At 49.5% G+C, this 13,058-nt stretch carries 15 protein-coding genes; 11 read left to right on the top strand and 4 right to left on the bottom strand.

Translation table 11 applies throughout. The annotated features are described in order from the left end of the window. The first annotated feature begins 20 nt into the window (after positions 1-20). The 3 genes from ACTHR7_RS08620 to ACTHR7_RS08610 all read left to right on the top strand — a co-directional run bounded on the left by ACTHR7_RS08620 (position 21) and on the right by ACTHR7_RS08610 (position 3,235). Positions 21-656 (top strand): 7-carboxy-7-deazaguanine synthase QueE, encoded by a 636-nt coding sequence (locus ACTHR7_RS08620; protein ID WP_070625179.1) that lies wholly within the window; start codon positions 21-23, stop codon positions 654-656. 332 nt (positions 657-988) lie between these two features. Continuing rightward, complete coding sequence (locus ACTHR7_RS08615; protein WP_070460394.1) at positions 989-2,575, top strand: L-lactate permease; 1,587 nt, start codon at positions 989-991, stop codon at positions 2,573-2,575. Between the two features lie 297 nt (positions 2,576-2,872). Next, positions 2,873-3,235 (top strand): ACP-like domain-containing protein, encoded by a 363-nt coding sequence (locus ACTHR7_RS08610; protein WP_070460395.1) that lies wholly within the window; start codon positions 2,873-2,875, stop codon positions 3,233-3,235. Positions 3,236-3,375: 140 nt separating this feature from the next. Here ACTHR7_RS08610 and dnaN read toward each other — a convergent pair whose 3' ends face one another. Beyond that, positions 3,376-4,479, bottom strand: coding sequence for a DNA polymerase III subunit beta (dnaN, locus tag ACTHR7_RS08605; protein WP_004520410.1), 1,104 nt, complete (start codon positions 4,477-4,479; stop codon positions 3,376-3,378). 106 nt (positions 4,480-4,585) lie between these two features. After that, the gene (dnaA, locus tag ACTHR7_RS08600; protein ID WP_440370661.1) at positions 4,586-6,151 is read right to left on the bottom strand and encodes a chromosomal replication initiator protein DnaA; all 1,566 of its coding nucleotides are present in this window, start codon (positions 6,149-6,151) and stop codon (positions 4,586-4,588) included. A 318-nt stretch (positions 6,152-6,469) separates the two neighbouring features. Between dnaA and rpmH the strand changes: the two genes are divergently transcribed. From rpmH to yidC, 4 genes are all read left to right on the top strand, one after another. Further along, the gene (rpmH, locus tag ACTHR7_RS08595; protein ID WP_002214728.1) at positions 6,470-6,604 is read left to right on the top strand and encodes a 50S ribosomal protein L34; all 135 of its coding nucleotides are present in this window, start codon (positions 6,470-6,472) and stop codon (positions 6,602-6,604) included. A gap of 2 nt (positions 6,605-6,606) precedes the next feature. Next, positions 6,607-6,948: a ribonuclease P protein component gene (rnpA, locus tag ACTHR7_RS08590; RefSeq protein ID WP_049332631.1), complete on the top strand. Its 342-nt coding sequence runs from the start codon at positions 6,607-6,609 to the stop codon at positions 6,946-6,948. Then, complete coding sequence (gene yidD, locus ACTHR7_RS08585) at positions 6,945-7,166, top strand: membrane protein insertion efficiency factor YidD (RefSeq protein WP_003684591.1); 222 nt, start codon at positions 6,945-6,947, stop codon at positions 7,164-7,166. The genes rnpA and yidD overlap by 4 nt, the downstream gene beginning before the upstream one ends. Positions 7,167-7,284: 118 nt before the next feature. Further along, positions 7,285-8,931, top strand: coding sequence for a membrane protein insertase YidC (gene yidC / locus ACTHR7_RS08580; protein ID WP_440370660.1), 1,647 nt, complete (start codon positions 7,285-7,287; stop codon positions 8,929-8,931). 94 nt (positions 8,932-9,025) lie between these two features. Here yidC and ACTHR7_RS08575 read toward each other — a convergent pair whose 3' ends face one another. Both ACTHR7_RS08575 and ACTHR7_RS08570 read right to left on the bottom strand, forming a co-directional pair. Continuing rightward, positions 9,026-9,736 (bottom strand): SAM-dependent methyltransferase, encoded by a 711-nt coding sequence (locus tag ACTHR7_RS08575; protein WP_440370659.1) that lies wholly within the window; start codon positions 9,734-9,736, stop codon positions 9,026-9,028. A gap of 54 nt (positions 9,737-9,790) precedes the next feature. After that, the gene (locus tag ACTHR7_RS08570; RefSeq protein WP_440370677.1) at positions 9,791-10,381 is read right to left on the bottom strand and encodes a Maf family protein; all 591 of its coding nucleotides are present in this window, start codon (positions 10,379-10,381) and stop codon (positions 9,791-9,793) included. A gap of 55 nt (positions 10,382-10,436) precedes the next feature. Here ACTHR7_RS08570 and ACTHR7_RS08565 point away from each other — a divergent pair, with 55 nt between their 5' ends. From ACTHR7_RS08565 to plsX, 4 genes are all read left to right on the top strand, one after another. Then, positions 10,437-10,940, top strand: a complete 504-nt coding sequence (locus ACTHR7_RS08565; protein ID WP_070713613.1) for a YceD family protein — start codon at positions 10,437-10,439, stop codon at positions 10,938-10,940. Between the two features lie 33 nt (positions 10,941-10,973). After that, entirely contained in the window at positions 10,974-11,153 is a 180-nt protein-coding gene (rpmF, locus tag ACTHR7_RS08560) for a 50S ribosomal protein L32 (protein ID WP_002240035.1), read from the top strand. A gap of 92 nt (positions 11,154-11,245) precedes the next feature. Next, on the top strand, positions 11,246-11,770 hold the full coding sequence (locus tag ACTHR7_RS08555; RefSeq protein WP_293203711.1) for a phosphoribosyltransferase: 525 nt from the start codon (positions 11,246-11,248) through the stop codon (positions 11,768-11,770). A gap of 122 nt (positions 11,771-11,892) precedes the next feature. Beyond that, positions 11,893-12,963 (top strand): phosphate acyltransferase PlsX, encoded by a 1,071-nt coding sequence (plsX, locus tag ACTHR7_RS08550; protein ID WP_293203710.1) that lies wholly within the window; start codon positions 11,893-11,895, stop codon positions 12,961-12,963. Positions 12,964-13,058: the final 95 nt, after the last annotated feature.

Genomic DNA, 13,058 nt, shown 5'->3' with positions numbered 1-13,058 from the left:
AACCCGCACACCCGACATTCATGACCATTCAAATCACTCCGAACAATCCCCAATACCGCATTGTCGAAATCTTTGAAAGCCTGCAAGGCGAAGGCTGGAATACAGGCATGCCCGCCATTTTCATCCGCCTGGGCAAATGCAATCTCGCGTGCAGCTGGTGCGACACCGACTACCTCAAATTCGGCATGATGAGCCTGTCCGATATTTTAGGCCGTCTGAAAACCTACACGGCGCGCAACATCATCATTACCGGCGGCGAACCCACCATCCAACCGCATTTGGATACCCTGCTCAATGCACTCAAAGCCGAAGGCTATTTTCTGTGTCTCGAAACCAACGGCCTCAACCATGCGCCGCCGCAAATCGACTATGTTGCTACCAGCCCTAAGGCCTGCTATGCCGCCAAATATGAATCTAGTTGCATTGAGAAAGCCGACGAAGTGCGCATTGTTGCCGACGGCGATGTCATTGCGTTTTGCCAAGAGATGGAACGCAAAATCCGCGCCCAACATTACTACCTCTCGCCTTGCGAGCAAGATGGTGTGATGAATATCTACGACACCATCCGCCAAATCGGCGTATTAAACAGCCGACCCGATGCCCCCGTCCATTGGCAATTGAGCGTACAAACGCATAAATGGGCAGGAATAGAATAATTCGTTTGAAATCAATTAAAAACAAAATCTTTACAAAATATTGAATGTAAATACCATTCGATATTCGACCAAATGAACTACTGGCAAAGCTCTCAGGCCGTCTGAAAACCCTATTTCAGACGGCCTTTTTATTACAAACCACTTGACCGATTACATAAGATTACGTAAAGTGTGCAACAGTTTTCATAAATTGGTAAAACCAATTTACCTGATAACTGGTTGCATCTAAAAAAAATAGCAATCCTTATTCGAAAAACATTAACTACTCAACACATCGCATCAAACCGCCATTGATTGACGGTTATGATGCTTGTTGCCCCGAGGATAATCCCATGGCTCTCTTTCTCAGTATTTTTCCCATCGTGCTGCTGATCTGGCTGATGGTTAAGAAAAACAGTATGCCGTCCTACGTCGCGTTGCCGATTACCGCCGCGCTGATTTATGCCATCAAACTGTTTTATTTCGGCGACGACGCCATGTTGCTCAACGCAACAGCCGCGTCCGGCCTCGTCTCTACCCTGACCCCGATTACCGTAATTTTCGGTGCCATTATGTTTAACCGCATGATGGAAACCACCGGCTGTATCGATGTCATCCGCAAATGGCTGGCCACCATCAGCCCGAATCCGATTGCCCAGTTGATGATCATCGGCTGGTCTTTCGCCTTTATGATTGAAGGCGCATCCGGTTTCGGCACACCTGCCGCCATTGCCGCGCCAATCCTGATGAGCTTGGGCTTCAACCCATTAAAAGTAGCCATCTTCACTTTGGTCATGAACTCCGTACCCGTATCCTTCGGTGCAGTAGGTACCCCGACTTGGTTCGGCTTCGCTCCTTTGGGCTTGGATCAAAAGAGCATTATGGAAATCGGTATGCAAACCGGCGTAATGCACTTCTTTGCTGGTTTCATCATCCCTGTGATCGGCTTGAGCTTCATCGTACCTTGGGCTGAAATCCGCAAAAACTTGGGCTTCATCGGTATCGCCGTATTCTCCTGTACCCTTCCTTACGTTGCATTGGCGATGGTCAATGAAGAATTCCCATCTCTGGTTGCCGGCGCAATCGGCCTGATGGTATCCGTATTCGCCGCAAACCGCGGCTGGGGCTTGAGCAAAGATTACGCCAAAGACCCGAACGCAGAAAAAGTACCTTTCGCACAAGTTGCCAAAGCACTGGCTCCTTTGGGTATGCTGATCGGCATGCTGGTGATAACCCGTATCAAACAGCTGGGCATCAAAGGCCTGCTGACCAGCAAAGAAGAATGGTTCAGCTTCCAACTGCCGTTTGATTTGTCCAAAATCACCGTCAGCGACTCCCTGACCATCACCTTCGGCAACATCTTCGGCCAAGGCGTAAACGCTTCCTACCAAACCCTCTACGTTCCGGCTTGGATTCCGTTTGTCTTCACCGTTTGGATTTGCATCCTGCTGTACAAAACCAAATTCAAAGATGCGTGGTCTTTCTACGCTGCAACCTTCAACCAAACCAAAAAACCTCTGCTTGCCCTGATGGGTGCGCTGATTATGGTTCAACTGATGATGGTTGGCGGCGACGACTCCATGGTGAAAATCATCGGTAAAGAATTTGCCAATATGGCTGGCGAACACTGGGTGTACTTCTCCCCATACCTGGGTGCAATCGGTGCATTCTTCTCCGGCTCCAACACTGTATCCAACTTGACCTTTGGTCCGATTCAACAACAAATCGCGCTTGATACCGGCCTGTCCGTTACCCTCATCCTCGCCCTGCAATCCGTAGGCGGCGCAATGGGTAACATGGTCTGCATCAACAACATCATCGCCGTATGCAGCGTGTTGAACGTAAACAACGCCGAAGGCGCGATCATCAAGAAAACTGTCATCCCGATGAGCATCTATGGTGTCATCGCCGTGACTATCGCTTCAATTTTCTTCTTGTAAACCGCTTCATATCAAAGGCCGTCTGAATATTCAGACGGCCTTTTTTGTATTCTTTTGCTATATTTCTTAAAGAATCATTAATGTATATATTCCGCAACAATCCGCATAACCACTTTGCAACACCAAATTACAAACAACTTTCTATTAATAAACAATCGGGTAAGCATAAGTAAACACTGTTTTGCAATTTACCTAATTGCCACTACCGACAAAACGCCTAAAATACGCTTCATCTGCAAACGGAAACCCTTTCTCATTTTGCAAGATAACACACAACCCTCATATGGAGCTTAGATCATGAAATTACTTTCTGTTATCACTGCAGCCGCATTGGCTACTGTTTCCTTCTCTGCTGCCGCTGCACCTGCCGGCTTCGTTTCTTACCATTGTGACGGTGGCAAATCACTGAACGTGATGTACGGCTTTGACCGTAGCGGCCGTGCAGTTACTGCTGACGTAAACGCCGGTGGCAAAAAAGCCTCTTTGGTTGTCAACAAAAAACGTTCTGACAGCACTGGCACTACTTTCACCAACCGTCAAGGTTATGCAATGTCTGCCGGTTTCATCGACAAAAACACCCACACTACTTCTGAAGTAGTTGGCGTGAACGCCCCTAACGGCTCATTCCTGGTGAAAAACTGCGAACCACGTCCACGTTAATCCCAGTTTTCCTATTTAACCGAATCATCCCGGTTTAATCAAAAGGCCGTCTGAAAAACAATTTTCAGACGGCCTTTTGATTCAATCCTATAAAAAAGAGCGTGTACCATACACGCTCTTTTTGTTTGTTCACACACCAATTAAATACGCATCGGCATTACGATGTATTTGAAATTCGGATTGTTCGGCACGGTAAACAGCGTTGAACGGTTGGCATCGCCGAAAGCAAGCTGCATATCGTCGGAGTGGATGTTACGCAACACATCCATCAAGTAGCCAATATTGAAACCGACTTCGAGTTCTCCGCCCTGGTAAGCGATTTCCAGCTCTTCGCGCGCTTCTTCCTGCTCATTGTTGCTACATACGACACTCAGCAAACCAGGCTGCAGGAACAGTCGCGCGCCGCGGAATTTTTCATTGGCAAGAATGGCCGCACGTTCGAGCGCACCCAAAAGCTGGGTACGGGATACGAGGAAAATCTTGTCGTTATCCAAAGGAATCACGCGGTTAAAGTCAGGGAATTTGCCATCGATGACTTTGCTGACAATGGTCGTGCCATTGCATTGGAAGCGTACTTGATTGTCCAAAAGCTCAACGGTGATGGACTCGGACGGATTATTTAACAGCTTGAAGAGTTCCAATACCGTTTTGCGCGGCAGGATTACTTCCGTTTTCGGCAGTTCTGCTTCAATTTGGCTGGCCGCATAAGCAAGGCGGTGACCGTCGGTTGCAACAAGGCGCAATTGGTTTCCTTCAACCTGCATCAGCAAGCCGTTGAGGTAATAGCGGATATCTTGAACCGCCATGCTGTATTGCACTTGCGAAAGCATGGTTTTGAAGGTTTCTTGAGTCAGCGAGAAAGTCGCGCTGACGTCGCTGCCGACGTTCATCAACGGAAAGTCTTCAGCCGGCAGGGTTTGCAGGGCAAAACGGGATTTGCCCGCGCGCAGAGTCAAACGGTTGTCCGCCCAATCCAGTGACACCAGCGCACTGTCAGGCAGGGCGCGCAAAATGTCTTGGAATTTTTTAGCGTTGGTCGTAATACGGAAATCGCCTGCCTGACTTTCAGGGCCGGCGGTATTGATTTGGATTTCCAAGTCGGTTGCCAAAAGTTTGGTTTGTCCGTCTTTGCTTTCCAGCAACACATTGGACAAAATCGGCAGAGTATGGCGACGTTCGACAATACCGGTAACGGCTTGCAACGGCTTGAGCAGACTGTCGCGATCGGCTTGTAAAATCAGCATGTTCCATTCCTTTGAATTTGAAATCGGTTGATTTGGGTATTTTAAAATATTTTTTGTTTTCAGACGGCCTCACATTGACATCAGGCCGTCTGAATATTGCATTGGGTCAGTTCTGAATCAAAATCAGCAGTTTTTCGTAGTCTTGCGCCAATTCGGGATCTTCTTCACGCAGTTTCGCCACCGCTTTAACACCGTGCATCACAGTCGTGTGGTCGCGGCCGCCAAAGGCATCGCCAATAGAAGGCAGACTGAGCGTGGTCAGCTCTTTGGTCAGGCTCATGGCAACTTGGCGCGGACGGGCGATGTTGCGCGTACGTTTTTTGCCTAATATATCGCTGATTTTAATACGGTAGTATTTGGCTGTCGCATCTATGATGATGTCGGCAGTAATGACTTTGTGTTTCTCGGCAATAATATCCTGCAAAGCCGTACGCGCCAAATCCATGTCGATGACAGGACGGTTCATAAAACGGCTGCTGGCGCTGACACGGTTGAACGCGCCTTCCAGCTCACGCACATTGGAGCGGATCAGATTGGCGATAAACAGAGCGGCTTCGTCTTCGATACTGATGCCGGCTGCTTCTGCCTTTTTCTGCAAAATCGCCACGCGCATTTCCAATTCGGGCGGCTCGAGTTCCAAAGTCAAACCCCATGAGAAACGAGATTTGAGACGGTCGTCCATGCCCTCGATTTTGGCAGGTAATACGTCGCACGTCAGAATCAGCTGTTTTTTCTCGTTGTGGAAATGGTTGTACAGATAGAAGAACTCTTCCATCGTACGGTCTTTGCCTTTGATAAACTGAATATCGTCGATAATCAGCAGGTCATATTGTTTGTATTGTTGCTTGAACACATCATAAGTGTTGTTGCGCACAGCCTTCATAAAGCTGCGGATATAGTCGTCCGAGTGCATATAGCGCACTTTGGCATCAGGACGGTTTTTCAGCAATTCGTTGCCGATGGCTTGCACCAAGTGGGTTTTACCCAAACCGGTACTGCCGTATAAGAAAAACGGGTTGTAGCCCTGCCCCGGATTTTCAGCAATCGCCTGGGCGGCTGCGGCAGCAAGGCGGTTGCCCTTACCTTCTACCAAAGTTTCAAATGTATAGTCGCGCGACAAATTGGTCTGTTCGTAGCGCGCTTCTTCCGCATCGTGTTGCGCGTCAATTTTGGCTTTGGTAACTGCTTTAGACTCAGCCGGAGCAGCAGTTTGCACTTGAGGTTCATGCGGCAGGTTTTTCATGCGTTGCGCCAAAATCTCGGCAGCCGTCATGGTAGTGGCAGGCTTGGAAACCGTTTCAGACGGCCTATCTTCTTCTATTGCAGCAGTTTGCAAAGACATTTGAACAGGCTCTACAAATTCTTCAACTTCAATGACTTCTTGCACTTGCACCGGCGCAACAGCCTGAGTCGCCATTTCATAATGCGTACCTACGCCCGGCTTAAACGCGAAAGCAGCCTGCTGGGGTACCAACTCAGCACGCACGGCGTCAATTTTGGCTGCAAACTGGCTTTTGAGCATATTGCAGGCAAATTGGTTTTTACCATACACCACCCATACGCCGTTTTCTTCACCCACGGTCAAAGGCGCAATCCATTGCGCAAACTGCCCGGCAGGCAACATTTCGTGAAGGCGGCGAAGGCACAGCGGCCAAAATTCAGCTAACGTCATGAGATTAAGCTCGGAAAATGGAAGATTTGGGAAATACAAGAAGGCAGAGCAGACAGGCAATCCGATAAAAATCAAATTTTTACGATACTCCCGCTACTTTCAGACGGCCTTGCGCACAGTGAAAAGAAGGTTGGGCGATTATACCCATTCCGCTCTTTTTTATCCACAACCGCCGCAAAATTTTATCCACAAATTCTATCAATGCATAAAACCCGTTGTCACACTTTGGCCAACGAAAAGTTTTTATATCGATTGACAAAAGCAGCAAATTGGAGTGTAATTCACGGTTTAATTATCTACCAATTTTTAGGAAACATCATGAAACGCACTTATCAACCTTCCGTTACCAAACGCAAACGCACCCACGGCTTCTTGGTTCGCTCCAAAACCCGCGGTGGTCGCGCAGTATTGGCTGCCCGTCGTGCCAAAGGCCGCAAACGCCTGGCTGTATAATTTTGAATTACGGCTTCTCGAAGCAGTATCGCTTATTAAAAACGGATGATTTTTCATCCGTTTTTGCGTTGAAAAACCGACGCAGCCGCGATTTGCTGCAAGTCTCCCAGTCCGCAGACAACGCGCTCGGCCATCCGCGCCTTGGCCTGGTCATCAGCAAAAAGACCGCCAAACGCGCCCACGACCGCAATTATATGAAGCGCGTCATCCGCGACTGGTTCAGACTGAATCAACACCAGCTGCCGCCGCATGATTTTGTTGTGCGCGTGCGTCAGGCGTTTAATCGGGAAACTGCTCCGGAAGCCCGAAACCAACTTGCCCAGCTGATGAAAAAACGCCGATGAATACCCTGCTTTCCAAGCTCTTCCTTGCACTCATCCGCTTTTACCAATACTGCATCAGCCCCCTCATTCCGCCGCGCTGCCGCTATACCCCGACCTGTTCACAATATGCAGTCGAAGCCGTCAAAAAATACGGCGCATTCAAAGGCGGATGGCTGGCAATCAAACGCATCGCACGATGCCATCCTTTCGGCGGACACGGACATGACCCTGTTCCATAATGCTGCTGTCAACCATTTAAAGAACACGATTTCCTTTAATTTCCCGTCGGTTTCTATATAATGCCGTCTGAAGCAGTTTTCATCTCGATTACCTATCCGTCAATTCCAGGAATCTCTTATGGATTTTAAAAGACTAATGGCGTTTTTTGCCATTTCAGTGGCAATCTTTGCCGGCTGGGAACATTTTTTCCCCAGCCCCAAACCTAATCCGGCGCAACAAGCCGCGCAACAGCAAACGGCTGCCGCTCCGGCAAAAGCCGCTACCGAAGCCGCGCTTGCCCCGGCCTCTCCCATTACCGTTACCACAGACACGGTTAAAGCCGTCATCGATGAAAAAAGCGGCGACCTGCGTCAGCTGACCCTCTTGCAATACAAAGCAACCGGCGACGAACACAAACCTTTCGTCCTGTTTAACGACGGCAAAGAATACACCTACGTTGCCCAATCCGAGCTTTTAGACGCACAAGGCAACAACGTTCTGAAAGGCATCAGCTTTACCGCTCCGCAAAAACAATACAGTTTGGAGGGCGACAAAGTTGAAGTCCGCCTGAGCGCACCTGAAACCAACGGCCTGAAAATCGACAAAGTTTATACTTTCACCAAAGGCAGTTACTTGGTTAACGTCCGCTTTGACATTACCAACAGCAACGGCCAACCCGTCAACCTGAGCGCAGACTACCGCATCGTTCGCGACCACAGCGAACCTGAAGGCCAAGGCTACTTCACCCGCTCTTACGTCGGCCCGGTGGTTTACACCCCTGAAGGCGGCTTCCAAAAAGTCAGCTTCTCTGATTTGGACGACGATGCCAAATCCGGCAAATCCGAAGCCGAATACATCCGCAAAACCCCGACCGGCTGGCTCGGCATGATTGAACACCACTTCATGTCCACTTGGATTTTGCAGCCTAAAGACGGCCAAAGCGTATGCTCTGCAGGCGAATGCAACATCGACATCAAACGTCGCGGCGACAACCTGTACAGCGCAAGCGTCAGCGTGCCTTTAGCCGCCATCCAAGCCGGCGCAAAAGCTGAAACCGCCATCAACCTGTATGCCGGTCCGCAAACCACTTCCGTTATCGCCAACATCGCCGACAAACTGCAACTGGCCAAAGACTACGGCAAAGTACACTGGTTCGCCTCCCCACTCTTCTGGCTCTTGAACCAACTGCACAACATCATCGGCAACTGGGGTTGGGCAATCATCGTTTTGACCATCATCGTCAAAGCCGTACTGTATCCATTGACCAACGCCTCTTACCGCTCTATGGCAAAAATGCGTGCTGCCGCACCTAAATTGCAAGCCATCAAAGAGAAATACGGCGATGACCGCATGGCGCAACAACAAGCCATGATGCAGCTTTATAAAGACGAGAAAATCAATCCGCTGGGCGGCTGTCTGCCTATGCTGTTACAAATCCCCGTCTTCATCGGTCTGTACTGGGCATTGTTCGCCTCCGTAGAATTGCGCCAAGCGCCTTGGTTGGGTTGGATTACCGACTTGAGCCGTCCGGATCCTTTCTACATCCTGCCTTTGATTATGGCGGCAACCATGTTTGCACAAACTTATCTGAATCCGCCGTCAACCGACCCTATGCAGGCGAAAATGATGAAAATCATGCCTTTGGTTTTCTCCATCATGTTCTTCTTCTTCCCTGCCGGTTTGGTTCTGTACTGGGTAGTCAACAACCTCTTGACCATCGCCCAACAATGGCACATCAACCGCAGCATCGAAAAACAACGCGCCCAAGGCGAAGTCGTTTCTTGATAAAGGTTTAGGCAACAAAAAGGCCGTCTGTTGTTCAGACGGCCTTTTTTATTTCCTCAAACTAATATAGTTTGAGATTGAACCCAATACAGTTTTAAGCGGCATGCAACACAAAAATTGTCGGGCGTTTTTTCAAATTCGGCATTTCTTTTCTTTTTCTCCACTGCGCAATCGTCTGGCTGATGATTTCCTGTGTCGGCAAAGTCAAATCCGTGGCCACGCACAAGCGCGTTTCGGGATGCAGGTTTTCCACCGCATCAGCCAACAACGCATCGTTGCGATACGGCGTTTCGATAAACAGCTGCGTTTCATTCTGCTGGCGCGAACGTTGCTCCAAAGCCTTCAAACGCTGAATGCGCTCATTTTTTTCAGACGGCAGATACCCCTTAAACGCAAAGTTTTGCCCATTCGCACCCGAAGCCATCAGCGCCAGCAACAAGCTGGACGGGCCGACCAAAGGCCGTACTTCAAAACCGTGTTTATGCGCCAACGCCACCAAATTCGCGCCTGGATCGGCAACAGCCGGGCAACCCGCCTCGCTGACAATGCCCATACTGCGCCCTTCTTGCAAAGGTTTCAGTAATTCCGGCAAAGTCTTGAAATCCGTGTGTTCATTCAGCGTTTGCAAATTCAGTTCGCGGATAGGCGTAGTCACGCCCAAATGTTTCAAATGCGCACGCGCTGTTTTTTCCGCTTCCACGACAAAATCCGTCAGCCCGACAATCGCCTGTTGCTCATGCGGCAACAGGCATGGCGTATCAGGCACACCCAAAGGGGTAGGAATCAAATACAAAATCGGTTTCATTCTTGCAACTCCCAAAAATCTCAGGCCGTCTGAACACATTCAGACGGCTTCAAACTATAAAACTTCCACACCTTCGTTTTTCAAAAAATCAATCAGACGGAAAATCGGCAGACCGATCAAAGCATTCGGGTCCGTACTTTCAATCCGCTCCAACAAAGCAGCTCCCAAACCCTCGCTCTTCGCCGCACCGGCACAATAAACCGCATCCGGCTCTCGTTCCAAATATCGGCTGATTTGCGCCTGCGTCAACTGTCGCATGGCAACCGCCGTATGATCGACATGATGCTGAACCTTGCCCGTAGCAGTATTCAAAAGCACGATTGCACTGTAAAATTCAATCCGTTTTCCGCTTAAGTCCGCCAGCATCTGTTGTGCATTTGCGACGTTCATCGGTTTACCCAACTGCCGTCCTTCGCACCATGCGACTTGGTCTGCGCCGATAATCAGCGCGGCAGGGAAAGTTGCCGCCAATGAACGGGCTTTGCCTTCCGCCAAACGCAGCGCCGTCTCGCCTGCATGCTCGCCCTCAATAGGCGTTTCGTCAAAATCAGGCGATGCCGTCTGAAAATCGATACCCAAACGGCGAAGCTGTCCGCAGCGGAAAACCGAACTCGACCCTAAAACCAAAGGCAGTTTTACTTCCATATTTTTACTTAAAAACATTGACGTTAGACTGCTGAAATTATATCATACTCCGTTTATGTCATACCCTAATTTGATTGACCCAGAAGTTTTCGCCGCCGAAGGGCAGAATCTGCAAGGCAGCTTCCTGCTCGAAGAATTGGATGAACGAGTCAGTTCGCACGATTATCCGGCCGACAAACAGACACGCGTGTCGTTTACGCTGCAAGGCGGTCGTGACCGGCTGCACCGTCTGTTTCTCGATTTAAACGTCAAAGCCGACATGCCCCTGATTTGCCAGCGTTGCATTACGCCCATGCCGTTTCTACTCGATGAAACCAGCCGTATCGTCCTGTTTGCCGATGAAGAGAGTTTGGACGAAGCCATGCTTGCCGATGAAGAATTGGAAGGCATGCTGCTCGAAAAAGAGCTTGACGTGCGGACTCTGGTTGAAGACCAAATCCTGATGTCGCTCCCTTTCTCCCCTCGACACGAAGACTGCGGCAACAATGGAACACTGGACGAAGTCAATCGGGACAAACCAAACCCCTTCGCTGTTTTAGCAGGTTTGAAAAGCAGTTAATTAGGACACAGTTTATTTATCTAGGAGCTTGAAATGGCCGTTCAACAAAACAAAAAATCCCCTTCTAAACGCGGTATGCACCGTTCACACGACGCTCTGACTGCGCCTTCTCTGTCTGTTGACAGCGCAACCGGCGAAGTACATCGTCCACACCACATTTCTCCAAACGGTATGTACCGTGGCCGTAAAGTGGTAAAAGCTAAAGGCGAATAATCCGTTCGTCTGACTGAAAAAGCCAGAATATTGCCATGCAATGACTGGCTTTTTTGCATTGCACCCTGTATTTTCCTCTTCGGAAGCACACCATGAAACGTAAAATCTGGTACACCTACGACGACATCCACCGCGTAATCAAAGGATTGGCGGAAAAAATCCAAAACTCTGGCACTAAATACGATGCCATGATTGCCATTGGCGGCGGCGGTTTTATCCCTGCCCGCATGTTGCGCTGCTTCTTGGAAATTCCGATTTACGCCGTCACCACAGCCTACTACGACAGCGATAACGAAGGTCAAGTGACCGAGGAAGTGAAAAAAGTCCAATGGCTCGATCCCGTTCCCGATGTACTGAAAGGCAAAAACGTACTGGTTGTTGACGAAGTGGACGACAGCCGCGTTACCATGGAGTTCTGCCTGAACGAATTGTTGAAAGAAGATTTCGGCACCATCGGCGTGGCAGTATTGCATGAAAAAATCAAAGCCAAAGTCGGCAAAATTCCCGAAGGTGTCCCTTATTTCAGCGGCATTACCGTTGAAGACTGGTGGATCAACTATCCTTGGGACGCGCTGGACATCGACGAACACAACAAATTGGCCGCGCAAAACCAATAAATTTGGTACGACCATCGCAACAAACCTTTTCATCTGATTTTCAATTCAATCTCCTGAAAATCAGATGAGCGTGCTTGTCCGATTGTCTGAGGCCGTCTGAAACACACAAACCGGAGAACAACATGATTACACTGGCCGTAGATGCCATGGGCGGAGATGCAGGCCTTGCGATTACCGTCCCCGGTGCAGTGGATTTCCTGAAACAACAATCCGACGTACATCTGATTATGGTCGGAGATGAAGCAGCAGTCCGCCAAGCATTAAGCTCTGCTGGTGCGCCTATGGACCGCATTACCGTCTGCCATGCAGCGCAAGTCGTCGAAATGGATGAAGCGCCACAATCTGCGCTGAAAAATAAAAAAGAATCATCCATGCGCATCGCCATCAACCAAGTCAAAGAAGGCAACGCGCAAGCCGCCGTATCGGCAGGCAATACCGGCGCACTGATGGCGACCGCCCGATTCGTCCTCAAAACCATTCCCGGCATTGAGCGTCCTGCCATCGCCAAATTCCTGCCATCCGACAGCGAACACGTTACTTTAGCTTTGGATTTGGGTGCCAACGTTGACTGTACGCCCGAACAACTGGTTCAATTTGCCATCATCGGCAGCGAGCTGGTACACGCATTGCATCCAGAAAAAGGCAGTCCGCGTGTCGCTCTTTTGAACGTCGGCACAGAAGACATCAAAGGTACGGATGCCGTCAAACAAACCTTTAAACTGTTGAGCAGCAGCAAACTCAACTTCATCGGCAATATCGAAAGCAACAGCGTTTTGTATGGCGAAGCTGATGTCGTTGTCGCAGACGGTTTTGTTGGCAACGTTATGCTCAAAACCATCGAAGGCGCGGTTAAATTCATGAGCGGCGCCATCCGCCGTGAATTCCAAAGCACCCTGTTCAACAAACTTGCCGCCATTGCCGCCCTGCCCGCACTCAAAGGCTTGAAAGGCAAACTGGATCCGCGCAAATTTAACGGCGCCATCCTGCTTGGTTTACGCGGTATCGTGATTAAGAGCCATGGCGGAACCGACGAAGTCGGCTTCCGTTATGCTTTGGAAGAAGCCTACCACGAAGCCAAATCTGCCGGCCTCGCTCAAATCGAACAAGGCGTAGCCACCCAGTTGGCTGCTTTGGAAGCCGCCAAAGCAGCAGCCGAACTGGAAGAAACCGCTACTCCAGCAACGGAAGCTTAAGGCTGATATACACAGGCCGAGACCTTTGCAAAATTCCTTTCCCCCAACAGCCGAAACCTAAACACAGGTTTTCGGCTGTTTTTGTTTCGAATATC

This window comes from Neisseria sp. P0007.S010 (assembly GCF_051962875.1).
Lineage (GTDB): Bacteria > Pseudomonadota > Gammaproteobacteria > Burkholderiales > Neisseriaceae > Neisseria > Neisseria subflava_A.
This window is presented reverse-complemented; position numbering and strand designations above follow the sequence as displayed.